The sequence below is a fragment of the Streptomyces sp. QH1-20 genome (genome assembly GCF_041283565.1).
GTDB lineage: Bacteria > Actinomycetota > Actinomycetes > Streptomycetales > Streptomycetaceae > Streptomyces > Streptomyces syringius.
This window is the reverse complement of the sequence record NZ_CP166299.1, coordinates 3,957,979-3,983,850: the sequence shown is the minus strand read 5'-3', so window position 1 is coordinate 3,983,850 and position 25,872 is coordinate 3,957,979. Positions and strand designations below refer to the sequence as shown.

Here is a 25,872-nt window from a genome sequence, read left to right as displayed (position 1 = left end):
AGAGGCGACAGGCTTCGGGCAACTTCGGAAACAAGGTCGGGCGAAGACTTCGGGGGCCCGGGAACATCCCCCGGTAGATACAGTAACCGAACGATCGGTCGGGACAAGGGGGCCCGGCGAAGCTGTGGACAACTCATCGGGGAGGATCACCGACATGACCGCAATCGAGCCGGACCACGCCGTCGCCGTCGTCGGCACCGGCACCATGGGCCAGGGAATCGCCCAGGTCGCCCTGGTCGCCGGCCACCCGGTGCGGCTGTACGACGCCGTGCCCGGCCGCGCCGCCGAGGCCGCCCGGAGCATCACCGCGCGTCTCGACCGCCTGGTGGAGAAGGGCCGGCTCGCGGCGGCCGACCGCGACGCGGCCCGCGACCGGCTGAGCCCGGCGACGCGGGTGGACGAACTTGCCGACTCCTCGCTCGTCATCGAGGCGATTGTGGAGCAACTGGCGGCCAAGCAGAAGCTGTTCACGGACCTGGAATCGGTCATTCCCGACGACTGTCTGCTCGCCACCAACACCTCGTCCCTGTCGGTGACCGCGATCGCCGGCGCCCTGCGGCTGCCCGGCCGCTTCGTCGGCCTGCACTTCTTCAACCCCGCTCCGCTGCTGCCGCTGGTGGAGGTGGTCCGCGGCGCCGCCACGGACGAGGCGGCGGCGGACCGCGCCTACGCCACGGTGGCCGCCTGGGGGAAGCGGCCGGTGCGCTGCGCCGACACCCCGGGGTTCATCGTCAACCGCCTCGCCCGCCCCTTCTACGCCGAGGCCTTCCGCGTCCACGAGGAGGGCTTCGCCGACCCCGCGACGATCGACGCCGTGCTGCGCGAGAGCGGCGGATTCGCCATGGGCCCCTTCGAGCTGACCGACCTCATCGGCCAGGATGTGAACGAAGCCGTCACCCGTTCGGTCTACGAGGCCTTCTTCCACGATCCGAAATTCACGCCGTCGCTCGCGCAGCGACGCCTCGTGGAGGCGGGGAGCATCGGCCGGAAGTCGGGACGTGGCTGGTTCGCGTACGAGGAGGGCGCGCGGAAGCCCGAGCCGCGTACGGCGGAGCCGTGCGACGCGCCGGCCGAGGTCGTCCTGCACGGCAGCTTGCAGGGGCCTTCCGCCGTGCTGCACGAGCTGATCGTGGAAGCGGGCATCAAGGTCACCCCGGCCCCCGCCCCGGACGGGGGCCACGGGTTCATCGCCCTGCCCGACGGGGCGCGGCTCTCCCTGACCGACGGCAGCCCCGCCACCACGGACGTCCACGGGATCGCCATCCGCTTCGACCTGGCCCTCGACTACCGCACCTGCACCCGGATCGCCCTCGCGCCCTCCGAGCTCGCCTCCCCCGAGGACGTCCGGGCCGCGATCGGCCTGTTCCAGGCCCTCGGCAAGAAGGTCAGCGTCATCGGCGACGCCCCGGGCCTGATCGTCGCCCGTACGGTCGCGATGCTCGTCGACCTCGCTTTCGACGCGGTCGGCCGGGGCGTGGCGAGCCCCGAGGACATCGACATCGCCATGCGGCAGGGCGTGAACTACCCCCGCGGCCCGCTGGAGTGGGGCCGTGCGCTGGGCGCGGACCGGACGGACCGGCTGCTGCGTTCCCTGCACAACGAATATCCGGGCGGCCGCTACGCCGCCTGTCAGTCCCTGCGCCGCCGTGCGGCCGTCGAAGAGAGCCTGCTCTAATCATGACCATGGCCAAGCGCGACACCTACACGCCCGAATCGCTGCTCGCGGTCGCCGTCCAGGTGTTCAACGAGCGGGGCTACGACGGCACGTCCATGGAGCATCTCTCCAAGGCGGCCGGTATTTCCAAGTCCTCGATCTACCACCACGTCAAGGGCAAGGAAGAACTGCTGCGGCTCGCGATAAGCCGTGCGCTGGACGAGCTCTTCGCCGTCCTCCGGGAGCCGGGCGCCGAGGAGGGCCGGGCGATCGACCGGCTGGAGTACGTCACCCGGCGCACCGTGGAAGTGCTGATGAGCGAGCTGCCGTATGTGACGCTGCTGCTGCGCGTCCGGGGCAATACGGACACCGAGCGCTGGGCCATGGAACGCCGCCGCGAGTTCGATCACGAGGTCGCCGAGCTGCTCAAGCGGGCCGCGGCCGACGGCGATCTCCGGGCCGACGTGGAGGTGCGGCTGGCGACCCGGCTGCTCTTCGGAATGATCAATTCCGTGGTGGAGTGGTACCGCCCCGAGCGCGGTGGCGCCGCGACGAGCGACGAGGTCGCCGACGCCGTGATCGCCACGGCCTTCGCGGGGCTGCGGACGTACCGCTGAGGCCCTGACGGTGGTGGTCCGGCCACCGGACCACCACCGTTACCGTCCGGCCGGTCGCGCTAGCCGCCCCCGCCCTCCTGGAGATCGGTCTCCTCGAAGACCAGCAGCGTGCGCGTGCTCAACACCTCGTCCATGGCCTGGATGCGGGTGAGCACCAGCTCGCGCAAGGCGCGGTTGTCCTTGGTGTGCACGAGCAGCAGCACATCGAAATCCCCGCTGACCAGGGCGATGTGCGCGGCACCGGGCAGCGCGTGGAGCTTTTCCCGCACGGTGCGCCAGGAATTCTGGACGATCTTCAGCGTGATGTACGCCGATGCGCCCTGCCCGGCCCGTTCCTGGTCGATCAGCGCGCTGAACCCGCGTATGACGCCGTCGTCGATGAGGCGGTTGATACGCGCGTAAGCGTTGGCGCGCGAGACGTGCACCCGCTCGGCCACGGACCGGATCGAGGCGCGGCCGTCGGACTGGAGCATGTACAGGATGGAACGGTCGATGTCGTCGAGCGGGCGCGCGGGCGCCCTCGCTCCCGACGTGGCCATCTGTTCCTCCGGCATACCGTCCCGCCTCCCCTTCATGGACGCCCTGTCCATATCTCAGGCTGTGGAGAACCGTTTGTCCACAGGCTCGGGTCGCCTGTAGCCAAAATGCGCCGACGACCGAACAATCGGTAGGGAGAGCGCGGGTTTCCTTCGGTAACGCGTTCCGGTCAAGCTCGTCCTTGAGGAGGTGCTCGTCATGACGGTCCTGGAGCAGCCCGGTTCGTACCGGCCCACCCCGCCCCCTGCCTGGCAGCCTCGCACCGACCCCACGCCGCTGCTGCCCGACCCGGAGCCGTTCCGACTGCTGGGCACCGACGCCGCCGCGGACCTGGACCCGGAGCTGCTGCGGCGGCTGTACGGGCAGCTCGTGCGCGGCCGCCGCTACAACACCCAGGCCACCGCGCTCACCCGCCAGGGCAGGCTGGCCGTGTATCCCTCCTCCACCGGTCAGGAGGCCTGCGAGGTCGCCGCCGCGCTCGTCCTGCAGGAGCAGGACTGGCTCTTTCCCAGCTATCGCGACACGCTCGCCGCCGTCGCCCGCGGCCTGGACCCCGTCCAGGCGCTCACGCTGCTGCGCGGTGACTGGCACACCGGCTACGACCCGCACGAGCACCGGGTGGCACCCCTGTGCACCCCGCTGGCCACCCAACTCCCGCACGCGGTCGGCCTCGCGCACGCCGCGCGCCTGAAGGGGGACGACGTCGTCGCGCTCGCGATGGTCGGCGACGGGGGCACCAGCGAGGGCGATTTCCACGAGGCGCTCAACTTCGCCGCGGTCTGGCAGGCGCCGGTCGTCTTCCTCGTGCAGAACAACGGCTTCGCGATCTCCGTGCCCCTGGCGAAGCAGACCGCCGCCCCCTCCCTCGCCCACAAGGCCGTCGGCTACGGCATGCCCGGCCGCCTGGTCGACGGCAATGACGCGGCAGCCGTCCACCAGGTCCTGTCCGAGGCCATGCGACGTGCCCGCAGCGGTGGCGGCCCCACCCTCGTCGAGGCCGTCACCTACCGCATCGACGCCCACACCAACGCGGACGACGCCACGCGCTACCGTCCCGACGCCGAGGTCGAGATGTGGCGCGCCCACGACCCGATCCTGCTGCTGGAGCGCGAGTTGACCAGCAGGAAGCTGCTGGACGAGGCCGGCATGGAGGCCGAGCGGCAGGCCGCCGAGCGGATGGCCGCCGACCTGCGCGAGCGGATGAACCAGGACCCCTCGCTCGACCCGATGGATCTCTTCACCCATGTTTACGCCGAGCAGACCGGCCAACTGCGCGAGCAGGCCGACCGGCTGCGGGCCGAGCTGGCCGCCGCCGAGGAGCTCTCCCCCGGCCACCAGGAAGGAACGCAGCGATGACCGCCGCGGCCGTCGACACCGCCCGTAAACCCGTCTCGATGGCGCAGGCGCTGGGCCGGGCGCTGCGCGACGCCATGGCCGACGATCCGTCCGTCCATGTCCTCGGCGAGGACGTCGGCGCGCTGGGCGGCGTCTTCCGGGTCACCGATGGCCTGACGAAGGAATTCGGCGAGGACCGCTGCACGGACACACCACTGGCCGAGGCGGGCATTCTCGGCGCGGCCGTGGGCATGGCGATGTACGGGCTGCGGCCGGTGGTCGAGATGCAGTTCGACGCCTTCGCCTATCCCGCCTTCGAGCAGCTCATCAGCCATGTCTCCCGCATGCGGAACCGGACGCGCGGCGCGATGCCGATGCCGATCACCGTGCGGGTGCCCTACGGCGGCGGGATCGGGGGCGTCGAGCACCACAGCGACTCCTCCGAGGCGTACTACATGGCGACCCCGGGGCTCCATGTGGTCGCGCCGGCGACCGTCGCCGACGCTTACGGGCTGCTGCGGGCCGCGATCGCCTCCGACGACCCGGTGATCTTCCTGGAGCCCAAGCGGCTCTACTGGTCGAAGGCCGACTGGTCGCCGGACCGGCCCGAGGAGGTGCCGGGCATCGGGCGGGCGGTCGTGCGACGGGCGGGCACGTCGGCGACGCTCATCACCTACGGGCCCTCCCTGCCGGTCTGTCTGGAGGCCGCGCAAGCGGCCACCGCCGAGGGCTGGGACCTGGAGGTCGTGGACCTGCGGTCGCTGGTCCCCTTCGACGAGGAGACGGTCTGCGCGTCGGTGCGCCGCACCGGGCGGGCCGTGATGGTCCACGAATCGACCGGATTCGGCGGCCCGGGCGGGGAGATCGCGGCCCGGATCACCGAGCGGTGCTTCCACCACTTGGAGGCGCCGGTGCTGCGGGTCGCCGGGTTCGACATCCCGTATCCGCCCCCGATGCTCGAACGGCACCACCTCCCCGGCGTGGACCGGGTGCTGGACGCGGTCGCGCGGTTGCAGTGGGAGTCGGAGTGGACCGCGGGTTCCGAGGGGGGTACGCGCTGATGGCCGTGGTGCGTGAGTTCACGCTGCCCGACCTGGGGGAGGGCCTCACCGAAGCGGAGGTCGTCCGCTGGCTCGTGGATGTGGGCGACGTGGTCGCCGTCGACCAACCGGTGGTCGAGGTCGAGACGGCGAAGGCGATGGTGGAGGTCCCCTGCCCCTACGGCGGCGTGGTGACGGCCCGCTTCGGGGACGAGGGCACGGAGCTGCCCGTGGGCGCCCCCCTGCTGACCGTCGCGGTCGGCGACCCGGCCCACTCGGACCTTGCCCCGGCTTCCCCTGCCGATCCCCCCACCGCCAAGGAATCCGCCGAGGCCGAGGGCTCGGGGAACGTACTGGTCGGGTACGGCACACAGGCCCCCGCGGCACGCCGGCGCCGGGTCCGCCCCGAGGCGGCCGGCTCCCGTACGAACCCGGGCCCGGCCGGCCGGGCCACGGCGCCGTCCCTGCCGACGGCCTCGCAGGCGCCCTCGCACACGGATGCCTCGGCAGCCACCGCCGTGGCGGTGATATCGCCGCTCGTACGGCGGCTCGCCCGCGAACACGGCGTGGACCTGCGGCAGGTGCGGGGCACCGGCCCCGACGGGCTGATCCTCCGGGCGGACGTCGAGGGCGCGGCGCGCGCCCTGGAACAGCGCGCTCAGAACGAAGTGCGGCCGGCACCCCATGCCGCCCCGCGCGCCCACGCGATGCGAACGGCCGTGGCGGAGCCCGGGGCTGAGCGCGTCCCGCTGCGCGGAGTGCGGGGTGCGGTCGCGGAGAAGCTGAGCAGGAGCCGACGGGAGATCCCGGACGCCACCTGCTGGGTGGACGCGGACGCGACGGAGCTGATGGCCGCCCGCCGGGCGATGAACGCCGGTGGGGGCGAGAAGGTATCGCTGCTGGCCCTGCTGGCGCGCATCTGCACGGCCGCGTTGGCGAAGTACCCGGAGCTCAACGCGACCGTGGACACCGAGGCGCGGGAGATCGTACGGCTGCCGGGGGTCCATCTGGGGTTCGCCGCCCAGACCGAGCGCGGGTTGGTCGTCCCCGTGGTGCGCGATGCCCATACGCGGGACGCGGTCGGGCTGTCCCTGGAGATGGCACGGCTCACGGAGGCCGCGCGGACGGGGACGCTCGCCCCGGCGCAGCTGACGGGCGGCACGTTCACCCTGAACAACTACGGGGTGTTCGGGGTCGACGGCTCGACGCCGATCCTCAACCACCCCGAGGCCGCGATGCTCGGTGTCGGCCGCATCGTGCCGAAACCATGGGTGCATGACGGGGAGTTGGCGGTGCGACAGGTGGTGCAGCTGTCCTTCACCTTCGACCATCGGGTCTGCGACGGCGGTACGGCGGGCGGCTTCCTGCGGTACGTGGCCGACTGCGTCGAACAGCCGGCGGTGCTGCTGCGGTCCCTCTGACGGAACGCCCCACCGGCCCGGTGCTTCCGGGAGCGCCATACTCGTCGGATGACTGGTTACGACGCGGTGGTGCTCGCCGGAGGTGCGGCGCGCAGGCTCGGCGGGGCCGACAAGCCCGCTGTGCGCGTGGGCGGGCGCACGCTGCTGGACCGGGTGCTCGGCGCGTGCGCGGACGCCGGGGAGACCGTCGTGGTGGGGCCGCGCCGGCCGACCGCGCGAAGCGTCCGGTGGGCGCGCGAGGAGCCGCCCGGCGGCGGCCCGCTCGCCGCGCTCGCCGCCGGGCTCGGGCACACCGCCGCGCCCACCACGCTCGTCGTCTCCGCCGATCTCCCCTTCCTGCGGGCCGACACCGTACGGGCCCTGCTCGCGGCGGCCACCACCGGAGAGGCCGAAGGAGTGCTGCTCTGCGACGCCGACGGACGCGAACAGCCTCTCGTCGCGGTCTACCGGACCGAACCGCTCCGTCGCGAGCTGGCGCTCCTCGCCACCGAGTACGGCAGCCTCGTCGGACTGCCGCTGCGACTGCTCACGGCCGAGCTGTCACTCGACCGGCTTCCGCACCCCACCGCCTCTTTCGATTGCGACACCTGGGAGGACGTTGCCGTCGCCCGCGCGCGCATCAGGGACGATGGGAGCGTGCTGGATGAATGGATCTCCGCGGCCAAGGCCGAGCTGGGCATCGAACTGGATGTCGACGTGACCGCCCTCCTCGATCTCGCGCGCGACGCCGCGCACGGTGTGGCCCGCCCCGCCGCGCCCTTGACGACGTTCCTCGTCGGTTATGCCGCGGCCCAGCGAGGCGGTGGGGCCGAGGCCGTCGCCGACGCGGCCCGCAAGGCCGCGGCCCTCGCCGCGAGATGGGCCGAAGAGGCTCAAGGGGCCGATGAGGCCGGGCAAGCGGACAAGGCAGGGGGCTCGGCGTGACGGACCGGGACGCGGACGCCGCGCTGGACCGTGCGGCCGAAGAGGCGCTGGCGCTGTTCGCCGACGACCGGAGGACGGCGGGCGATCGGCGGGAGAACCTCGTCCGCCGTCCACAACGTGCCTCGGACCTCGCGGAAACGGTGCGCTGGAACGTGGCCGACTGGGCCGCCGAGGACTGGGGAGGGCCGGCGCCCCATGACGCCCACGATGGCGCCTCCGGCAGCAGTTCCGATATCAGCAGTTCTGAAAGCAGCAGTGCCGACGGACCTTCCAAGGGCTCCTCGTTCAACGATGAGTTGTTCAACAGCGACCCCTTCAGCGAAGAGCCGCCGGCTGACAGGCCTGACTCCTCCACCAAGTCGACGCGGCCCACCAAGCCGACCCGGCCCACCGAGCCCGACCAGCCCGCCGTCGGGCCGAACGAAGCCCCCGAGGCCCGCGCGCACGCCACCCCCTGGCACGCCGCCCGTACCGCCGCCGCCCGCGCCGCCCAGCCGCTCCCGTCGGTCGTGCGCCCGCTCGGCGACGCGCTGGGCCAGGCCCTCGCCGAGCCCCTCGCCGCGCTCACCGACCTGCCGTCCTTCGACACCTCCGCCATGGACGGCTGGGCCGTCGCGGGCCCCGGACCCTGGCGGCTCCCCTCGGAGGACGCCACCCCCGAAGGCACCGGCAGGGGCACGGCGGCCGGCATCCTCGCCGGTCACGCCGAAGCCGCACCCCTCAGCGACGGCGACGCCGTCCGGATCGCCACCGGCGCCCGCGTGCCCCCCGGTGCCACCGCCGTCCTGCGCAGCGAGCACGGCAAGGTGCGCGGCGAGGGCCGCGAGCTCTACGCCAGCCGACACATCACCCAGGGCCAGGACATCCGGCCCCGCGGCCAGGAGTGCCGCCGAGGCGACGCGCTGCTGCCCGCCGGCGCCCTCGTCACCCCCGTCGTGCTCGGACTCGCCGCAGCCGCTGGCTACGACGAACTGACCGTCACTTCCCGCCCCCGGGTGGAGGTCCTCGTCCTCGGCGACGAGCTGCTCCGCGCGGGGCTGCCCCACGACGGCCGGATCCGGGACGCGCTCGGCCCCCTGCTCGGCCCCTGGCTGCGCGCGCTCGGCGCGGAAGTCGTGGCGATTCGCCACGTGGGCGACGACCCGGAGGCGCTGCACACCGCTGTCTCCGCATCGACCGCCGATGTCGTCGTCACCACCGGCGGCACGGCCGCCGGGCCCGTCGACCACGTCCACCCCACCCTCCGCCGCCTCGGCGCCGAACAGCTCGTCGACGGTGTGGAGGTACGACCGGGCCATCCGATGCTGCTCGCCCGCCTCGCGCCCGGCCGGTATCTGGTCGGGCTCCCCGGCAACCCCCTCGCCGCCGTCTCCGGGCTGCTCACCCTCGCCGAGCCCCTGCTCCGCACGCTCTCCGCCCGCCCGGCCCCGTCCCCCTACCGGGCACGGCTGACCGAGGCGGTCCAGGGCCACCCCGTCGACACCCGCCTGATCCCGGTGGTCTACCAGCACGGTGACCGGGCACGCCCCCTCCGTTTCCACGGCCCCGCCATGCTGCGCGGCATCGCCGCCGCCGACGCGCTGGCCGTCGTGCCGCCCGGCGGTGCGGACCAGGGCACCGAGGCCGAGATCCTCGATCTGCCGTGGACGGCCGACGGGATCGGCATCAGCGCCGGCACCACCACCGGCACCGGAGGTGCGCCGTGAAGCTGCCCGACCACGACGCCACCGACCGTTCCACGCACCCGGACCCGACCGTTCCGCCGGCCGGTCACCACGGCGTCTCCCCGGCGGACCGTGCCGGTCAGCACGACACCGAGCACCGGATCATGCTGCCCCGCTACACGGCGGGCCCGCTCCGCCAAGTGGCCCGGCGGCTGCTCATGGCGCTGTTGGTCATGGTCGCGACGGTCCTCATCGTCTACTCGGACAGCGCCGGTTACCACGACAACTCCGACGGCAAGGTCGACTTCCTCGACGCCGTCTATTACTCCACCGTCACCCTGTCCACCACCGGATACGGCGACATCGTCCCGTACAGCGACAGCGCCCGGCTGAGCAATGTGCTGCTCGTGACGCCGCTGCGCGTTCTGTTCCTGATCATTCTGGTCGGCACCACCCTCGAGGTCCTCACCGAGCGGACCCGTGAGCAGTGGCGTCTGACCCGCTGGAGGTCCGCCTTGCGCGAGCACACCGTCGTCATCGGCTTCGGGACGAAGGGCAGGTCGGCCGTGCAGACCCTCACCGCGACCGGGCTGGCCAACGAGCGGGTCGTGGTCGTCGACCCGAACCCCAAGGTCGTCGAGTCGGCGACCGCGCACGGATACGCGGGCGTCGTCGGTGACGCGACCCGCAGCGACGTGCTGCTGCGTGCCGAGATCCAGAAGGCCCGTCAGATCATCATCGCCACCCAGCGCGACGACACCGCCGTGCTCGTCACCCTCACCGCGCGCCAGCTCAACCGCGGCGCGAAGATCGTCGCGGCCGTACGGGAAGAGGAGAACGCCCCGCTGCTGCGGCAGTCCGGCGCGGACGCGGTGATCACGAGCGCGAGCGCGGCGGGCCGACTGCTCGGGCTGTCCGTGCTCAGCCCCAGCGCGGGCACGGTCATGGAGGATCTGATCCAGCAGGGCAGCGGCCTCGACCTCGTCGAGCGGCCGGTGGTCAAGTCCGAGGTGGGGCGCGGCGTGCGGGACACGGACGACCTGGTGGTCTCCGTACTGCGCGGGCACCGGCTGATCGGCTACGACGACCCCGAGGCGAGCCCGCTGAAGACGACGGACCGCCTGATCACGATCGTCCGGGCGCGGCCCAACGGGTCCGTCGAGTAACGCGCCCCTGGCCCTCCGCGCCAACCCCCGCCCCGGACAAGGAAAACGGCAAGGGAAACAGGCCCACGCGTCGCGTGTGCCCCGCAGGCCCCGGGAGTAGCCTCGCGACCATGCATGCGATCACCATTCCCGAACCCGGCGGACCCGACGCCCTCGTCTGGGCCGAGGTCCCCGACCCGGTACCCGACGCGGGAGAGGTCCTGGTCGAGGTCGTGGCCAGCGGCGTCAACCGCGCCGATCTGATGCAGCGGCAGGGGTTCTACGACCCGCCGCCCGGTGCCTCCCCGTATCCGGGCCTGGAGTGTTCCGGCCGGATCGCGGCGCTCGGGCCCGGCGTGAGCGGCTGGGCGGTCGGCGACGAGGTCTGCGCGCTGCTGTCCGGCGGCGGCTACGCGGAGAAGGTCTGCGTGCCGGTGGGCCAGCTGCTGCCCGTGCCCGACGGCGTGGACCTCGTCACCGCCGCCGCGCTGCCCGAGGTGACGGCCACGGTCTGGTCGAACGTGTTCCTCGTCGCCCAGCTGCGCCCCGGCGAGACCTTCCTCGTGCACGGCGGCGGCAGTGGCATCGGCACCATGGCCGTGCAGTTGGCGAAGGCCGTGGGCGCGCGCGTCGCGGTCACGGCGGGCGGGCCGGAGAAGCTCGAACGCTGTCGTGAGCTGGGTGCGGACATCCTCATCGACTACCGCGAGCAGGACTTCGTCGAGGAGCTGGACAAGGTCACGGGCGGCGTCGGCGCGGACGTCATCCTCGACATCGTCGGCGCGAAGTACCTCCAGCGGAACGTGGACGCCCTCGCCGTCAGCGGCCGGCTGGCGATCATCGGTCTCCAGGGCGGCCGCAAGGGCGAGCTGGACCTGGGCACGCTGCTCATGAAGCGGGCGGCCGTGACGGCGACCTCGCTGCGCGCACGGCCGCCGGCGGAGAAGGCCACGATCGTGGCGGCGGTCCGGGAGCACGTCTGGCCGATGATCGCCGGTGGGCGGGTACGGGCGGTGGTCGACCGGACGATGCCGATGCGGGAGGCCGCCGCCGCGCACCGCGTGCTGGAGGAGAGCTCGCACGTGGGCAAGGTGCTCCTCACGACGTGAAGGCCACATGACGGGAAGGCCATGACGTGAGGGATCAGATGTGAAGGATCGCGCGATGTGACGCGTACGGCCGGTGCCGATGGGCACCGGCCGTACCCGTTTCGCCCGCACCTGTGCCGCCTCTCCCACCCCACCCGTAAGCCGTCGATACCCACCTCCCTCCCGTCACTCCTGGTCAACCATTCGGACCGTGTCACCCACCTGGCCGTTCAGCGGGCAGGGGGCCCGGGGGCGTGTGAGGCTTGGTGTGTCGGGAGGGGGTGGCTCCTGCGAAGGGTGGCGCCGTGGGTGGTGGAGTACGGACGATGTCCGGGACCGGGACACAGGCAGGAACACAGACCGGGACACAGACCGGGACACAGACCGGGACACAGAAGACGACACAGGCCGGGACCCGGACGAGAACACAGACCGGGCCACCGACCGCATGGCCGTTGGCCACAGCGGGACTGGTCTTCACGGCCCTCCTGCTCATAGCCCCCGGCGCGCGCGCCGAGGAGAAGGCCGTCCCCAGCGCGCCGCCGTCCGCGCCCCCCGCCTCCGCCCCTCCCGCCCCGCTCCGCGCGATCCCCTCCGCGCCCCCGTCGCCCTCCCTGCTCACCGAGCGGCTCGCCGGGAGCGCGGCCGGCGAGGGCCGCACTCACCCCGGCCGGGCCACGTCCTCGCCCGACGGCCCCGCCGACAGCCCCGGCGCGTCCGCCGTGCCCTCCGGCGCCCCCGCGGCCTCACAGCCGCCCGCCGAGAGCCCGGAACCGGCCCGTGAGCCCGCGGCGGCGCCCAGGCCGCTCTTCAACACCCCGCCGCCCCATGCCCGCCTCGAAGCCGCGCAGCCGTACGTCCCCGGGCCCGCCCCACGGACGTACGAGCCGAGTGCGGGCCCCTGGGACGCCTTGGACGCGACAGGCTCCGAGCGCGCCGAGGAGTCGTCCGACCCCGTCATGCGCGTCCTGCCACTCGGTACCGGCATGACCCTCACCGGCCTGGGCCTGGGGTTCCTCGGTCTGCGGCTGCGCCGCGGCTGATTCGGCACCTCACGTTTGATCCGCCCCTCGCGCTTGACGGGCGGCGCGCCAGGGCTGCGCATGGGCCGTGCATCGGTTCTGTCCTCCGAACGGGTGCAGGAGGTATACATAGGGCCCAGCCACGGCCCGCCGACCGGCCCACCCAAGGGGAAGCACCGCACCATGACCGGTTCAGCGCCGCAGGCCAGGACGCCCCTGCCCGGGCGGCCCGTGCTGGAGCTCAGGAACCTGACCCGCACCCATGGCACCGGGCCCGCCGAGGTGCACGCCCTGTGCGGCATCGACATGGCCGTGCAGCCGGGGGAGCTGGTGGCGGTCATGGGCCCGTCGGGATCCGGGAAGTCGACGCTGCTGACGCTCGCGGGCGGCCTGGACGTACCCACGTCCGGGCAGGTGATCGTGGAGGGCCGGGACATCGCGACGCTGAGCCGCCGCGCGCTGGCGGCCATGCGGCGCCGGTCGATCGGCTATGTGTTCCAGGACTACAACCTCGTGCCCGCCCTCACCGCCGCCGAGAACATCGCCCTGCCCCGTGAGCTGGACGGCGTGCCCACCCGCAAGGCCCGCGGCGAGGCGATGGAGGCGCTGGCCGAGCTGGACCTCACCGGTGTCGCCAAGCGCTTCCCCGACGAGATGTCCGGCGGCCAGCAGCAGCGCGTGGCCATCGCCCGCGCCCTCGTCGGCGACCGTCGTCTCGTGCTCGCCGACGAGCCGACCGGCGCCCTGGACTCCCGGACCGGCGAGGCGATCCTCGCGCTGCTGCGGGCGCGCTGCGACGCGGGTGCGGCGGGCGTGATGGTCACGCACGAGCCGCGGTACGCGGCCTGGGCCGACCGCGTGGTCTTCCTGCGCGACGGCACGATGGTCGACCAGACGCTGACCGCGCGCGCCGAGGCGCAGCTCGCGGCCGGGGAGTCCCGGTGAAGCGGGTGTCCGGCATACGTGTGCCGCGCGTGACGGGCATCCCCGCCTGGCGTGCGGCCCTGCGGATCGCCCGTCGTGACGCGCTGCGTGCCAAGGCCCGCAGCGCGCTCGTCGTCGTCATGATCGCGCTGCCGGTGCTGGCCGTGACGGTGGCGGACGTGACGTACCACAGCGCTGGTCCGACCCGGGCGCAGGAGGTCACCCGGGAACTGGGTGCGGCGGACGCGCAGTTCAGCGACGCCGGGTACGGCCCGGGGCCGGTCGTGCAGATGCCCGACGCGAGCCGCGTGGGGACACCGCGCGGCAGCGCCGACGAGACGGAGAACGACGGCGCTGCGGGCCGGCCCGTCGACGTCGCCGCCGTCCTCGCGGCCCTGCTGCCCAAGGGCACCCGCACGGTCACCTCCGAGGACGTCGACGGGATGGTCCGCACGGCCCGCGGGCTGCGGCGCGTCACCGTCCGGGAGATGCCCGCCGCCGACGCCCTGCTGCGGGGCAAGGTCGACGTCCGCCGTGGCGTCCTGCCCGACGAGCCCCACGAACTGGCCGCCACCACCGCCTTCCTGGAGTCCTCCGGGCTGCACGTCGGCTCGCACACCCGCGTCAAGGGCCTGGCCCGGGAGTTCCGGATCACCGCGGCCGTGGAGCTGCCGGGCGATCTGAACGGCGAGTACCTCATCGCCCGGCCGCACGCCGTGATCGAGCCGTGGCGGGCCCAGGCCGAGCGCGACAAACGGGCCGCGCCCCCGCATCCGATGCCCAAGGAGTACTACGTCGCCGCCAAGGACGGCGGTGTGACCTGGCAGGACGTACGGGCCGCCAACGAGCGCGGCGTGCTCGTCCGCTCCCGCGCCGTGCTGCGCGACCCGCCGCCGGACGCGGCCGTACCGGCCGCCCGGACGCCGGGCGTCGGCATCGGACCCGGCTCCGCCACCGACACCGGCATGGGCTCCCGCCGGGCGACCGTGGCGCTGGCGACCGTCGCCGCGATGGCGGTCCTGGAGATCGTGCTGCTCGCGGGTCCGGCCTTCGCCGTCGGGGCCCGCCGCGCCCGCCGTCAGCTCGGGCTGATCGGCATCTGCGGCGCCGACCGCGGGCAGCTCCGGGCGGTGGTCCTGGCGGGCGGCGTGGTGCTCGGCACCGCCGGCGCCGTCCTCGGGGTCCTCCTCGGGCTCGGGCTCAGCGTGCTGTGCCGACCGGTGTTCGAGGAATGGGACGGGCAGCGCTTCGGGCCCGTCACCGCCGTTCCGTCGCACCTGCTGACCATCGTCGGCCTCGGGGTGCTCACGGGCGTGCTGGCCGCGCTCGTCCCCGCGCTCGTCGCGGGGCGCCAGTCGGTGCTCCAGTCGCTGGCCGGCCGCCGCGGGGTGCGGCACAGCTCCCGAGTGCTGCCCGGGCTCGGCCTCGCGGCGATCCTGCTGGGCGGCGGCCTCGCCCTGGTCGGCGGGGCGACGGGCAGCGGCTGGGCGGTCGTCGCCGTGGGCTCGGTCGTCGCCGAACTCGGCATGCTGGCGTGTGTCCCCGTGCTGGTCGGCGCCTGCGCCCGGTTCGGCGGCCGGCTGCCGCTCGCCGCCCGGTTCGCGCTGCGCGACGCGGCCCGCAACCGCGGGCGCACCGCCCCCGCCGTCGCCGCCGTGACCGCCGCGGTGGCCGGGACGGTCGCGGTGGCGACGTACACGGTCAGCCTGGTCGCCGAGGACCGCTTCGGGTACGAGCCGCTGCTGCGGCCCGGCACGGTCGCGCTGCTGGTCGACTCGTACGCGAACGAGGGCGGGCACCCGGAGAAGGCACTGCCCGCCCTGCGCCGGGCCATGGAGCACGCCCTCCCGGTCACCGGTGAGCGCGCCGACGTCGACCGGGTCTGGGCGGGCGCCGACTGCTACACCCGCGCCGCCGGGGACGACTGCGGCGAGATCGAGCTCGTCCGCCCCGACACCCACCGCTGCCCGCTGGAGGGCCCGACCGGCCGGGACCTCGCCGAGCGCCTCAGCGCGGACGAACACCGGCGGCTGCGGCGCGGCCCCGAGTGCGTGGACGCCGGTGGTTTCTCCTCCATCGGCGACGCCGGGGAGAAGGTCCTGGTCGGCGACGCCCGGCTGCTGCGCACCTACGTCGGGCTGCGCGACCCGGCGGCGGAGCGGGCGCTGGCCGAGGGCAAACCGGTGCTGCTGAACAGCGCCTACGCGCAGGACGGCCGCGTCCAGCTGAAGATCACCGCGACGGGTGAGCCGCTCACGACGGGCGGCACCCCGGGCCCGCACAGCGCTCCCGGCACGGCCGGGCAGGGCGACCGGGCCGGCGGATTCAGCCGTAACACCGGTCAAAGGGGCCCTGTGGCCCCCACCCGCCCCGCACCCCCCGACCCGTCCCGCAAGGTCTTCCTCGACGCCTACGTCGCCCCCGAGGCCTATGCCGCCACGCCCGGCGTGCGGCTGATCCTGCCCGCCGTCCTCGCGCACCGGCTGAATCTGCACACCGCCCCGGCGGGGTCCTTCTACGCCGTGCGCCACACCCCGGGCAAGGCCGAGGAGGAACGGGCGAACGCGGTCCTCGACCGGGGGGACGCGGCGACCAGCCTCTACATCGAGCGCGGGCCCGAGACCGAGGAGGACGACTTCTTCCTGATGGTCCTCGCCGTCTTCGCGGGCCTGGTGACCATAGGGGCCGCCGTCGTCACCACCGGTCTGGCCAAGGCGGACGCGGAGGCCGATCTGACCACGCTCAGCGCGGTGGGCGCACCGCCGGGCGTGCGGCGCGGCTTCGCCGGCTTCCAGTGCGCGGGCGTCGCGGGGCTCGGCGTGCTGCTGGGCTCCGTCGCCGGAGTGGTGCCCGCCGTGGCGCTGCGGCTGGTCGACGGGCGCGACGCGCTGGCGGCCATGCGCCGCGATCCGCTGGTCCCCGCCCATACCCCGATCGAGCTGCCCTGGCCCACGCTGACGGTGCTCGCGGTGGGTGTCCCGGTGCTCGCCGGCCTGCTCGCGGCCTGCTCCACGCGGTCTCGGACGCCACTGCCCCGGCGCGCGGGATAGACCTCCGCGCGCCGGAGTACGACCCGGGGCGTGCGAGGAAGGTGGATCAGGCGTGTACGGGGGCATCAACCGGGGGAAACCACGGGTGCGAGAGAATGGCGGCATGGAGATGCCGAGGAATGAACGGTCGCAGGAGAGCCCCCAGGTCCTGGTCGTAGGCCCGGACGGCATGGCTCTCGGCAACGCCAACCCCGGCGGCGGGGTGGGTGACGACGAGTCGCGCGAGGTCCCGGTGACGGAGATGGTCGAACAGCCGGCGAAGGTCATGCGCATCGGCAGCATGATCAAGCAGCTGCTGGAGGAGGTCCGGGCAGCTCCTTTGGACGAGGCGAGCCGGGTCCGGCTCAAGGACATTCACCACAGCTCCGTCAAGGAGCTGGAGGACGGCCTGGCGCCGGAGTTGGTGGAGGAGCTGGAGCGCCTGTCGCTCCCGTTCACCGATGACGCCATTCCGACCGAGGCCGAACTGCGCATCGCGCAGGCGCAGTTGGTCGGCTGGCTGGAGGGTCTTTTCCACGGTATCCAGACCGCGCTGTTCGCCCAGCAGATGGCGGCGCGCGCCCAGTTGGAGCAGATGCGCAGGGCTCTGCCGCCCGGTGTGATGGGTGAGGACGACGACGAGGGCCACCACGGCGGCGCCCGCTCGGGTCCGTACCTGTAAGCCCGTCAGGGTTCGGCGGTTCCGCCGGAAGCCACAGAGCAGTTCGTGCCCGGTGCGTCTCGTGAGACGCACCGGGCACGCGTGTGTGTGCGGGTCCTGCCAGGGGTCGCCCTACGAGGGGTCGCCCGTCGAGACGGTGAGCACGAACTGCGCGCTCGGCGACTTCGGGTCGAACGGGTCACCCGGGGCAGGCACCTGGTTGAGCACCGTGCCCTTGCCCCAGGTGTTCTCGGGCGCGACGTCGACCCGGTACTTCCAGCCGGCGGCCTGGAGGCACTCCTTCACCGAGTCGATGTAGATGTACTTGAAGTCGGGCGCGGACTTCTTCGTCTTGTCGTTGTAGACGTCGTAGGCCTTGCTGCACTTCTCGGGGGCGATGGTCTTGGACTTGTCGCCGTCCTTGTGGCTGCTCTGCGGCGCGGCGCCACCGGTGCCGCCGCCCGTCGTCGTGCCCGCCACGGGCGACTGCGAGGACGTGGTCCCCCCGGCCTCTTCCTTCTTGCCCCCGTCGCCGTTCAGCGAGATGGCGGCGATCACGCCGACGACCGCCAGGACCGCGACGACGCCCGAGCCGATCAGCACGCCCTTGTTGCTCTTGCCGCCGCTGCCGCCCGCGCCGCCGCCGTGCGCGGCCGGGGCCGGGGACGGGTTGATCGTGTACGGGGGCGGGGTGTGCGCGGCCGGGCCGGGCTGCTGGTAGGGCTGGGCGGGGGTCTGGTAGCCCTGGTTGGCCGGCGCCGGGGTCCCGGGACCGTAGCTGTTGTACGGGCTGTGCGCGGTCGGCTGGTAGGGCGTCTGCACGCTTTGCGGACCGGGTGCCGGGGCCTGCTGGTCGACGGGCGGGAAGACGGCCGAGCCGACGCCCGCGCCGCTGCGGGCCGGCGGACCGCCCGAGATGATGATCGGCGAGGGCGCGGCCTGTGCCGTGCCCGCCACCCGCGCGCATTCGTCCCGCATGGACTCGGCGCTGGGGAAGCGCTCGTTCGGGTTCTTCTTCAGCGCCCGGGCGACCAGTGCGTCGACGGCCGGCGGGATCGAGCTGTTGATCGTCGACGGTGCGACCGGCTCCTCCTGGACATGCGCGTAGGCGATGGCCAGCGGGGAGTCCGCGTCGAAGGGCAGTCGGCCGGTCAGCAGCTCGAAGAGCATGATGCCCGTCGAGTACAGGTCGGAGCGGGCGTCGACGCCGCGGCCGAGGGCCTGCTCGGGGGAGAGGTACTGCGGGGTGCCGACGACCATGCCGGTCTGGGTCATCGAGGTGACGCCGGACTGCATGGCGCGCGCGATGCCGAAGTCCATGACCTTGACCACGTTGCGCTTGGTCATCATCACGTTGCCGGGCTTGATGTCGCGGTGGACGAGGCCCATCTCGTGGCTGACCTCGAGCGCCGCCAGCACATCGGCGGTGATCTTCAGCGCCTTCTCGGTGGGCATCGCGCCGTACTGGCGGACGTCCGCGTCGAGCACGGACCGCAGCGGCTGGCCCTCGACGTACTCCATGACGATGTACGGCATGGTCGAACCGTCGAGGTCGTCCTCGCCCGTATCGAATACCGAGACGATGTTCGTGTGTGTGAGTTTGGCGACGGACTGCGCCTCGCGGCGGAAGCGCTCACGGAAGGACGCCTCACGGCCCAGCTCGGTGTGCAGGGTCTTGATAGCGACCTGGCGGTCGAGGACACTGTCGTAGGCCAGGTGTACGGAGGCCATGCCGCCTTCGCCGAGCAGATCACGCAGCTGGTAGCGGCCGCCGCCGACGGAACGTCCTGTGTAGCGGCCTTGTGCGCCGTCCTGGCTCATGGTGTTGCTTCCCCCTCGGCACACGGCCTGGCGTACTGACTGGCGTACTGATCCGGCGTACCGGTCCACCTGATCGACATATCTCGGCCAAGTCTGCCCGAGGGCGCGGGCACGTCAAGCCGCGTGCCCGTTCCGTGACCGGATGCGCGACAAGCCGTCACGAGATTTGCCTTGGTTCGCCCTGTACAGGTTTCATAGCCGGTCCATCCCGGACCGGCGCGCCTCGCGGAGCCTGTAGCGTGCCTTAGCGGAAGACAGCTTTCATCGAGTTTCCCCGCGCATTCGCCTCCCACGCGAAGCGGCCACACACGACGGCGAGGACTGATGGCACAGACGCAGAGCGCCCAGGGTCCGTCCGACCCTGACGCCAACGGGGGCGGAATGCCCGATGTGCCTGAAATGTGGGGCAATGGCGGCCTGGTCGGCGACGGACGCTACCGCCTCACACACAGACTCGGCCGCGGCGGCATGGCCGAGGTCTTCGCCGCCGAGGACGTACGCCTCGGCCGCACCGTCGCGGTCAAGCTGCTGCGCGCGGATCTCGCCGAGGACCCGGTGTCCAAGGCGCGCTTCACCCGCGAGGCACAGTCCGTCGCCGGTCTGAACCACCACGCGGTGGTCGCCGTCTACGACTCGGGCGAGGATCACGTCGGCCGCAACGTCGTGCCGTACATCGTCATGGAGTTGGTTGAAGGCCGCACTATCCGCGACCTGTTGCTCGGCGCCGAGGCACCGCCCGTCGAGCAGGCCCTGATCATCGTCTCGGGCGTGCTCGAGGCGCTGGCCTACAGCCACCAGCACGGCATCGTGCACCGTGACATCAAGCCCGCCAACGTGATCATCACGCACAACGGCGCCGTCAAGGTCATGGACTTCGGCATCGCCCGCGCCCTGCACGGCGCGGCCTCCACCATGACCCAGACCGGCATGGTCATGGGCACCCCGCAGTACCTCTCTCCCGAACAGGCCCTCGGCAAGACCGTCGACGCCCGCTCGGACCTCTACGCCACCGGCTGTCTGCTCTACGAACTGCTCGCGCTGCGCCCGCCCTTCACCGGCGAGACCCCGCTCTCGGTGGTCTACCAGCACGTCCAGGACACTCCCGTGGCGCCGTCGCAGGTGCTGGAGTCGGTTCCGCCGGAGCTCGACGGGCTCGTCATGCGCTCCCTCGCCAAGGACCCGGACGACCGGTTCCAGAGCGCGGAGGAAATGCGCGGTCTGGTCCAGTACTCGCTGCAGATGCTGCACGACTCCGGCAGCCACACGGGCGCCTGGAACACCGGCCCGGTCGCGCACACCGGTGCCGCCACCACGGCCATGGGCATGGCGAACACCACCGCCCTGCCGCACCCGCCGCACGGCGACACCTCGCAGCAGCCGATCGTCCCGTCCCGCAACGGCGGCGGTGACGACGGCGGCTACGGCGGCGGTCACGGCGGTCGCAACGGCGGCGGCAAGGGCAAGATGTGGCTGGTCGCCGCCCTCGCGGTGATAGCGATCGCGGTGGGCGTGGTCTTCGCGGTGAACCAGGGCAGCAAGACGACCGGCGACACCCAGAAGAAGAAGCCGGACAAGACCACCTCCGCGCCCAGCTCGCCGAGCCCCGGCACTTCCAAGAGCCCCGAGAAGCACTCGCCCTCCGCCGAGCCGGGCGGCACCACGGGCAACACGGGCGAGGACGAGCCGGATCCCGAGTGGACCCCGGACACGGGCAACCGTCCGACCAAGGACCCGACCAAGGACCCGACGACCGGGCCCACGACCGGCCCGACGACCGGACCGACGGCCCCGGTCACCCAGGACCCGACGACGGGCCCGACGGACGACCCCAAGCCGCCCACGAACCCCCCGGGCGATTCGGGCGGCACGCAGGGCGGCACCATCCAGGGCGCCACCGGCTGAGCGACGACAGCCGAGAAGCAGTGAGGCCGGGCCCGTCCCGGCCCGCCCCGGTCCACCAAGGACCCGGAGCGGGCCCGGGACGGGCCTGTAGCCGTTTCTGAGGGCCTTACGCGCCGCGCGCCCGGAAATCCCTCACCCGCCCCCGCTCAGTCCGTGAAAGCCTCGCGTACGGCCTCGTACTCGCGCGTCCACCACACCGACAGCGCCGCCGACGCGGGGAAGCCGGGGTCGGCGCGGCGGTCGCCGAGCTGATAGCGCCAGCGCAGCATCCAGAAGTCGTTGAGCCGCTCCCACCACACCCGGTGCACGGCGGCGGCCAGTTCGGCCTCGCTCGCCCCGGTCGCGCCCCGGTACGCGCGCGCGTACGGGCGTACCTTCGCGAGGTCCAGCGTGCCGCCGGGGCGCAGGAAGAAGATCACGGCGGCCCGTACGGCCTCCTCCGCGCGCGGCTGGACGCCCAGGCGGTCCCAGTCGACGATCGCGGCGGGCTCGGCGCCCCGGTAGAGCAGGTTGAGCGGGTGGAAGTCGCCGTGCACCCAGCCCCGGGCGGGGGTGGCGCAGGGCGTCGGCCGGCGGTGGGCGTGTGCCTCCAGCAGGGCGCGGCGCTCGACGAGTCGGTGTTCGGCCAGTTCGTCGAAGGGGTCGCGGGGGCGGCCGCCCTTGCGGCGGACCAGCGTCAGGAGCTCCTCGATGAGGGCGTAGGTGTCCTCGGGGTCGGCCGCGGCGTCCGGGGCGGGCCCGGAGCCCTCACAGGCCCCTTCCGGGCCCTCCATGACCTGCTCCAGGCAGGTGTGGACGTGGCCGAGCAGGGTGCCGAGGCGGCGGGACTGTGCGGCGGTGAGCTCCTCGCCGTCGCGGTGCCGGCCGTCGACCCAGGGGTGCAGGGCGTAGCAGCGGCCGCCGAGGACGGTGACCGTGGAGCCCTCGGCGTCGGCGACGGGAGGGGCGACGGGCAGGCCGAGCGCGCCCAGCCGGAGCGTCACATGGTGCTGGCGGGCGATGGCGGCCTGGTCGCCGTCGAGGTGATGCTTGAGGAAGAAGCGGCCGCGGGTGGTGGAGAGGCGGTAACCGCGGTTGAGGAGGCCCTCGGTCAGCGGTTCGCAGGAGACGGGCTCACCGTCGAGTCCGTAGCGGCCCAGCAGGGTGCGCAGGGTGCCGCCGTCGGGCCCCTGACTTCCGGCGTGAACAGGTCCGGCGTGAACAGGGGAGACAAGTGAGCGCGGCACGTGTCAAATGTTAGATCACGGGGAGTGCGTGAACTGTCGCGCGGGGACGCCTTCCAGGTGATGCAGGCTGATGAACTGCGGTTCGATGCACAGGTATTCGGGGTGGAAGGGGACTCCGTCCGCTGTGCGCGGGGGGCGGCCGAACAGCTCGATCTCGGCGGCGCTGGGGGTGAAGAGCCGTGCCATGCCCACGAATTGGACGGTCCACACGTCCTCGTCGCCCTCCTGTCGGCCGCTGAGGTTGTCGGCGCTGTACGCGACGACGCTGCCGTCGCACGCCTGGGCGTAGCCGAAGCCGCCGTGCAGGCGGAGCAGGACGCGGGACGAAGACGATGACGGTGACGAGGACGGCGCGGGGGCGTCGACCACGATGTGGCGGGCGACCGTGACGAAGGGGAGGGCGCGCATGCTGACCGAGGCCCGGCCGTAGGGGGTGCGGGCGAGCAGGTCGAGCGCCCGGCGCTCGTCGGTCGCCTCCAGGCGGTCCGTCGCCTGGGACGGTCCGGTCGGCCGGGGGGAGCCGGGCAGGTGGGCAAGCCCGGGAAGCTCAGAAAGCATGGTCACCACTGTGCCCGCTGGGGGTGGTGCGGAGGAAGGGGACACCCGCCCCTTTCGCCGCGGGACGTTGGTCCCGATTCCCCGCTTTTCGCCGACCGGCCGACCCGGGCCGACCGGGCCGGCGGATCAGCGGGACTTCTCCGCCTGGAGCCGGGCCACGTAGGCGGCGGCCTGGGAGCGGCGCTCCATGCCCAGCTTGGAGAGCAGGCTGGAGACATAGTTCTTGATCGTCTTCTCGGCGAGGTGCAGCCGCTCGCCGATGACGCGGTTGGTCAGGCCCTCGCCGATCAGGTCCAGGATCCGGCGCTCCTGGTCGGTGAGGTTCGCGAGCCGGTCGTCGCCCTTGGGGTCCTTGCCGTCGCGCAGCCGCTCCAGCACCCGGGCGGTCGCGACCGGGTCCAGCAGGGATTTCCCGGCGGCCACGTCGCGCACCGCCGAGAGCAGTTCATTGCCCCGGATGGCTTTCAGGACATAGCCCGACGCACCTGCCATGATCGCGTCAAACAGCGCTTCGTCGTCCGCGAACGACGTGAGCATCAAACATTTGATGTTTTCGTCCTGAGAACGGATCTCGCGGCATACTTCTACTCCGCTGCCATCCGGAAGGCGCACGTCCAGAACGGCCACATCCGGCCTGGTGGCGGGAATGCGCACGAGTGCGTCGGCGACCGTCCCGGCCTCGCCCACGACCTCGATGTCCTCCTCCACGGAGAGCATCTCGTGGACGCCCCGACGGACGACCTCATGGTCGTCGAGCAGAAATACCGTGATTTTTCGTTGTTCGGGCACACGATCAGTCTCACACATCGACTCTTCCCCTGCTCTTGTCCTCCGGGATAACGTGCGGTCGTTCCGGCAGCTCGCAGGGCTGTGCTCACAAGGCTGTGACCAGTAGCGGAACCCCGCTTTGCGTATTTACTTGGAAATCCAAGCAAAATCGCAGGTCAGTAGGGGTTTCGCAGGAATGCGGCCTTCTGGGTAACGTGCTTATTGCAGGCCTTTAGCCGGGGCGCCTGTCACGCCCGGTTCCGGCCTCGGCACACCCACCCCGTGTGCCGTCGGGGATCGAGCGAGCCTTCCCCTGTCTCACGGCGGGGGGACCCCCTCTGGCCGCCGGCGACCCCGGGGGCCGGACAGACGGAGGAGCACACGTGACCGTGGACAGCACTGCCGCGCGCAAGCCGCGACGCAGCAGCAGCAAGCGCGCCGGGAAGCCGGCCGCCTCGCCGGGACAGCCGGAGCTCGTGCAACTGCTGACGCCCGAAGGCGTACGGGTCGAGCACCCGGATTACTCCATCGACCTGACGCCCGAGGAACTGCGCGGCCTGTACCGGGACATGGTGCTGACCCGCAGGTTCGACGCCGAGGCCACCACCTTGCAGCGGCAGGGCGAGCTGGGTCTGTGGGCCTCGCTGCTCGGCCAGGAGGCCGCGCAGATCGGCTCCGGCCGTGCCACCCGCCCCGACGACTACGTCTTCCCCACCTACCGTGAGCACGGCGTCGCCTGGTGCCGCGGGGTCGACCCGACCAATCTGCTGGGGATGTTCCGCGGGGTGAACCACGGCGGCTGGGACCCCAACGAGAACAACTTCCACCTCTACACCATCGTCATCGGCTCGCAGGCGCTGCACGCGACCGGTTACGCCATGGGCGTGGCCAAGGACGGCGCCGACTCCGCCGTGATCGCCTACTTCGGCGACGGCGCGTCCAGCCAGGGCGACGTCGCCGAGGCGTTCACCTTCTCGGCCGTCTACAACGCCCCGGTCGTCTTCTTCTGCCAGAACAACCAGTGGGCCATCTCCGAGCCCACCGAGCGGCAGACCCGCGTCCCGCTCTACCAGCGCGCCCAGGGCTACGGCTTCCCCGGCGTCCGCGTCGACGGCAATGACGTCCTCGCCGTCCTGGCCGTCACCAAGGCCGCCCTCGAGCGCGCCCGCACCGGCCAGGGCCCGATGCTCATCGAGGCCTTCACCTACCGCATGGGCGCCCACACCACCTCCGACGACCCGACGAAGTACCGCCGGGACGAGGAGCGCGAGCAGTGGGAGGCCAAGGACCCGATCCTGCGACTGCGCGCCTACCTCGAGAGCGAGGGCAACGCCGACGAAACGTTCTTCGCCGGGCTGGAGACCGAGGCCGACGCCCTCGCCAAGCGGGTGCGCGACGCCGTCCGGACCATGCCGGACCCCGACAACATGGCCATCTTCGAGAACATCTACGCCGACGGCCACGCCCTCGTCGACGAAGAGCGCGCCCAATTCGCCGCATACCAGGCGTCCTTCGCAGAGGAGAGCAACTGATCATGGCTGCCGAGAAGCTCTCCATCGTCAAGGCCATCAACGCCTCGCTGCGCACCGCCCTGGAGACCGACCCCAAGGTCCTGATCATGGGTGAGGACGTCGGCAAGCTCGGCGGCGTCTTCCGGGTCACCGACGGTCTGCAGAAGGACTTCGGCGAGGACCGGGTGATCGACACCCCGCTCGCCGAGTCCGGCATCGTCGGCACCGCGATCGGCCTGGCGCTGCGCGGCTACCGCCCCGTGGTGGAGATCCAGTTCGACGGGTTCGTCTTCCCCGCGTACGACCAGATCGTCACCCAGCTCGCCAAGATGCACGCCCGCGCGCTCGGCAAGATCAAGCTGCCGGTCGTCATCCGCATCCCCTACGGCGGCGCGATCGGTGCCGTCGAGCACCACAGCGAATCCCCCGAGGCGCTCTTCGCGCACGTCCCGGGCCTCAAGTGCGTCTCCCCGTCGAACGCCGCCGACGCGTACTGGATGCTCCAGCAGGCCATCCAGAGCGACGACCCGGTCATCTTCTTCGAGCCCAAGCGCCGCTACCACGACCGTTCCGAGGTCGACACGGAGGCGATCCCCGGTCCGCTGCACGCGGCCCGCACGGCCCGCCCGGGCACGGACCTCACCCTCGCCGCCTACGGGCCGATGGTGAAGACCTGTCTGGAGGCCGCCGCGGCGGCCGAGGAGGAGGGCAAGTCCCTGGAGGTCCTGGACCTGCGCTCGATGTCGCCCATCGACTTCGACGCGATCCAGGCATCCGTGGAGAAGACCCGCCGACTGGTGATCGTGCACGAGGCCCCGGTCTTCCTGGGCACCGGCTCCGAGATCGCCGCTCGGATCACCGAGCGCTGCTTCTACCACCTGGAGGCCCCCGTCCTGCGGGTCGGCGGCTACCACGCTCCCTATCCGCCGTCGCGTCTCGAGGACGAGTACCTTCCGGGTCTGGACCGGGTACTCGACGCCGTAGACCGCGCGTTGGCGTACTGAGGGGCCGAGGAGAGTCGTGAC

Annotated in this window: 21 protein-coding genes; 16 read left to right on the top strand and 5 right to left on the bottom strand. The window is 72.5% G+C overall.

From position 1 onward, the window contains the following. Window positions 1–154: 154 nt before the first annotated feature. Complete coding sequence (locus tag AB8O64_RS17825) at window positions 155–1,675, top strand: 3-hydroxyacyl-CoA dehydrogenase (protein ID WP_370419980.1); 1,521 nt, start codon at window positions 155–157, stop codon at window positions 1,673–1,675. Between the two features lie 2 nt (window positions 1,676–1,677). Continuing rightward, window positions 1,678–2,271 (top strand): TetR/AcrR family transcriptional regulator, encoded by a 594-nt coding sequence (locus AB8O64_RS17820; RefSeq protein WP_184734704.1) that lies wholly within the window; start codon window positions 1,678–1,680, stop codon window positions 2,269–2,271. Window positions 2,272–2,330: 59 nt separating this feature from the next. Here AB8O64_RS17820 and AB8O64_RS17815 read toward each other — a convergent pair whose 3' ends face one another. Further along, complete coding sequence (locus AB8O64_RS17815; protein WP_184734702.1) at window positions 2,331–2,825, bottom strand: Lrp/AsnC family transcriptional regulator; 495 nt, start codon at window positions 2,823–2,825, stop codon at window positions 2,331–2,333. Window positions 2,826–3,006: 181 nt separating this feature from the next. Here AB8O64_RS17815 and pdhA (AB8O64_RS17810) point away from each other — a divergent pair, with 181 nt between their 5' ends. The 11 genes from pdhA (AB8O64_RS17810) to AB8O64_RS17760 all read left to right on the top strand — a co-directional run bounded on the left by pdhA (AB8O64_RS17810) (window position 3,007) and on the right by AB8O64_RS17760 (window position 17,082). Continuing rightward, on the top strand, window positions 3,007–4,164 hold the full coding sequence (pdhA, locus tag AB8O64_RS17810; RefSeq protein WP_370419979.1) for a pyruvate dehydrogenase (acetyl-transferring) E1 component subunit alpha: 1,158 nt from the start codon (window positions 3,007–3,009) through the stop codon (window positions 4,162–4,164). After that, window positions 4,161–5,204 carry an alpha-ketoacid dehydrogenase subunit beta gene (locus AB8O64_RS17805; protein ID WP_370419978.1) on the top strand — a complete coding sequence of 348 codons (1,044 nt, stop codon included), beginning with the start codon at window positions 4,161–4,163 and terminating at the stop codon, window positions 5,202–5,204. The genes pdhA (AB8O64_RS17810) and AB8O64_RS17805 overlap by 4 nt, the downstream gene beginning before the upstream one ends. Beyond that, the gene (locus tag AB8O64_RS17800; RefSeq protein WP_370419977.1) at window positions 5,204–6,604 is read left to right on the top strand and encodes a dihydrolipoamide acetyltransferase family protein; all 1,401 of its coding nucleotides are present in this window, start codon (window positions 5,204–5,206) and stop codon (window positions 6,602–6,604) included. Before AB8O64_RS17805 ends, AB8O64_RS17800 begins: the two co-directional genes overlap by 1 nt. A gap of 48 nt (window positions 6,605–6,652) precedes the next feature. Beyond that, window positions 6,653–7,528, top strand: coding sequence for an NTP transferase domain-containing protein (locus tag AB8O64_RS17795; protein WP_370419976.1), 876 nt, complete (start codon window positions 6,653–6,655; stop codon window positions 7,526–7,528). A 296-nt stretch (window positions 7,529–7,824) separates the two neighbouring features. After that, window positions 7,825–9,234 carry a molybdopterin molybdotransferase MoeA gene (locus AB8O64_RS17790; RefSeq protein WP_370423889.1) on the top strand — a complete coding sequence of 470 codons (1,410 nt, stop codon included), beginning with the start codon at window positions 7,825–7,827 and terminating at the stop codon, window positions 9,232–9,234. Then, entirely contained in the window at window positions 9,231–10,358 is a 1,128-nt protein-coding gene (locus AB8O64_RS17785) for a TrkA family potassium uptake protein (protein ID WP_370419975.1), read from the top strand. The genes AB8O64_RS17790 and AB8O64_RS17785 overlap by 4 nt, the downstream gene beginning before the upstream one ends. Window positions 10,359–10,468: 110 nt before the next feature. Further along, window positions 10,469–11,446 carry an NAD(P)H-quinone oxidoreductase gene (locus AB8O64_RS17780; protein ID WP_370419974.1) on the top strand — a complete coding sequence of 326 codons (978 nt, stop codon included), beginning with the start codon at window positions 10,469–10,471 and terminating at the stop codon, window positions 11,444–11,446. Window positions 11,447–11,880: 434 nt separating this feature from the next. Further along, window positions 11,881–12,468 carry a hypothetical protein gene (locus AB8O64_RS17775; protein ID WP_370419973.1) on the top strand — a complete coding sequence of 196 codons (588 nt, stop codon included), beginning with the start codon at window positions 11,881–11,883 and terminating at the stop codon, window positions 12,466–12,468. Between the two features lie 162 nt (window positions 12,469–12,630). Then, entirely contained in the window at window positions 12,631–13,392 is a 762-nt protein-coding gene (locus AB8O64_RS17770; protein WP_370419972.1) for an ABC transporter ATP-binding protein, read from the top strand. Between the two features lie 29 nt (window positions 13,393–13,421). Further along, entirely contained in the window at window positions 13,422–16,421 is a 3,000-nt protein-coding gene (locus AB8O64_RS17765) for an FtsX-like permease family protein (RefSeq protein ID WP_370423888.1), read from the top strand. Between the two features lie 103 nt (window positions 16,422–16,524). Then, complete coding sequence (locus tag AB8O64_RS17760) at window positions 16,525–17,082, top strand: bacterial proteasome activator family protein (protein WP_130878653.1); 558 nt, start codon at window positions 16,525–16,527, stop codon at window positions 17,080–17,082. A 111-nt stretch (window positions 17,083–17,193) separates the two neighbouring features. Here the strand turns inward: AB8O64_RS17760 and AB8O64_RS17755 are convergent, their stop codons facing one another. After that, window positions 17,194–18,882: a protein kinase gene (locus tag AB8O64_RS17755; RefSeq protein ID WP_370419971.1), complete on the bottom strand. Its 1,689-nt coding sequence runs from the start codon at window positions 18,880–18,882 to the stop codon at window positions 17,194–17,196. A 324-nt stretch (window positions 18,883–19,206) separates the two neighbouring features. Here AB8O64_RS17755 and AB8O64_RS17750 point away from each other — a divergent pair, with 324 nt between their 5' ends. Further along, window positions 19,207–20,784 carry a protein kinase gene (locus AB8O64_RS17750; RefSeq protein WP_370419970.1) on the top strand — a complete coding sequence of 526 codons (1,578 nt, stop codon included), beginning with the start codon at window positions 19,207–19,209 and terminating at the stop codon, window positions 20,782–20,784. 146 nt (window positions 20,785–20,930) lie between these two features. On the opposite strand, the gene AB8O64_RS17745 is transcribed toward AB8O64_RS17750, so the two are convergent. The 3 genes from AB8O64_RS17745 to AB8O64_RS17735 all read right to left on the bottom strand — a co-directional run bounded on the left by AB8O64_RS17745 (window position 20,931) and on the right by AB8O64_RS17735 (window position 23,357). Continuing rightward, window positions 20,931–22,010 (bottom strand): phosphotransferase, encoded by a 1,080-nt coding sequence (locus AB8O64_RS17745; RefSeq protein WP_370419969.1) that lies wholly within the window; start codon window positions 22,008–22,010, stop codon window positions 20,931–20,933. A gap of 15 nt (window positions 22,011–22,025) precedes the next feature. Continuing rightward, window positions 22,026–22,568: a pyridoxamine 5'-phosphate oxidase family protein gene (locus AB8O64_RS17740; protein ID WP_370419968.1), complete on the bottom strand. Its 543-nt coding sequence runs from the start codon at window positions 22,566–22,568 to the stop codon at window positions 22,026–22,028. A gap of 126 nt (window positions 22,569–22,694) precedes the next feature. Next, on the bottom strand, window positions 22,695–23,357 hold the full coding sequence (locus tag AB8O64_RS17735) for a response regulator transcription factor (RefSeq protein WP_130878657.1): 663 nt from the start codon (window positions 23,355–23,357) through the stop codon (window positions 22,695–22,697). A gap of 362 nt (window positions 23,358–23,719) precedes the next feature. On the opposite strand from AB8O64_RS17735, the gene pdhA (AB8O64_RS17730) reads away from it, so the two are divergent. Next, the gene (gene pdhA / locus AB8O64_RS17730; protein WP_356451235.1) at window positions 23,720–24,868 is read left to right on the top strand and encodes a pyruvate dehydrogenase (acetyl-transferring) E1 component subunit alpha; all 1,149 of its coding nucleotides are present in this window, start codon (window positions 23,720–23,722) and stop codon (window positions 24,866–24,868) included. A 2-nt stretch (window positions 24,869–24,870) separates the two neighbouring features. Then, window positions 24,871–25,851 (top strand): alpha-ketoacid dehydrogenase subunit beta, encoded by a 981-nt coding sequence (locus AB8O64_RS17725; protein WP_130878659.1) that lies wholly within the window; start codon window positions 24,871–24,873, stop codon window positions 25,849–25,851. Window positions 25,852–25,872 lie beyond the last annotated feature (21 nt).

Bases quoted from the DNA above. Each gene is read 5' to 3' on its own strand.
- AB8O64_RS17725 (WP_130878659.1), top strand. From the start codon at position 24,871: ATGGCTGCCGAGAAGCTCTCCATCGTCAAGGCCATCAACGCCTCGCTG.
- AB8O64_RS17780 (WP_370419974.1), top strand. From the start codon at position 10,469: ATGCATGCGATCACCATTCCCGAACCCGGCGGACCCGACGCCCTCGTC.
- AB8O64_RS17795 (WP_370419976.1), top strand. From the start codon at position 6,653: ATGACTGGTTACGACGCGGTGGTGCTCGCCGGAGGTGCGGCGCGCAGG.
- AB8O64_RS17740 (WP_370419968.1), bottom strand. From the start codon at position 22,568: ATGCTTTCTGAGCTTCCCGGGCTTGCCCACCTGCCCGGCTCCCCCCGG.
- AB8O64_RS17820 (WP_184734704.1), top strand. From the start codon at position 1,678: ATGACCATGGCCAAGCGCGACACCTACACGCCCGAATCGCTGCTCGCG.
- AB8O64_RS17760 (WP_130878653.1), top strand. From the start codon at position 16,525: ATGGAGATGCCGAGGAATGAACGGTCGCAGGAGAGCCCCCAGGTCCTG.
- AB8O64_RS17770 (WP_370419972.1), top strand. From the start codon at position 12,631: ATGACCGGTTCAGCGCCGCAGGCCAGGACGCCCCTGCCCGGGCGGCCC.
- AB8O64_RS17800 (WP_370419977.1), top strand. From the start codon at position 5,204: ATGGCCGTGGTGCGTGAGTTCACGCTGCCCGACCTGGGGGAGGGCCTC.
- AB8O64_RS17750 (WP_370419970.1), top strand. From the start codon at position 19,207: ATGGCACAGACGCAGAGCGCCCAGGGTCCGTCCGACCCTGACGCCAAC.
- pdhA (WP_370419979.1), top strand. From the start codon at position 3,007: ATGACGGTCCTGGAGCAGCCCGGTTCGTACCGGCCCACCCCGCCCCCT.
- AB8O64_RS17825 (WP_370419980.1), top strand. From the start codon at position 155: ATGACCGCAATCGAGCCGGACCACGCCGTCGCCGTCGTCGGCACCGGC.
- AB8O64_RS17805 (WP_370419978.1), top strand. From the start codon at position 4,161: ATGACCGCCGCGGCCGTCGACACCGCCCGTAAACCCGTCTCGATGGCG.
- AB8O64_RS17755 (WP_370419971.1), bottom strand. From the start codon at position 18,882: ATGAGCCAGGACGGCGCACAAGGCCGCTACACAGGACGTTCCGTCGGC.
- AB8O64_RS17815 (WP_184734702.1), bottom strand. From the start codon at position 2,825: ATGCCGGAGGAACAGATGGCCACGTCGGGAGCGAGGGCGCCCGCGCGC.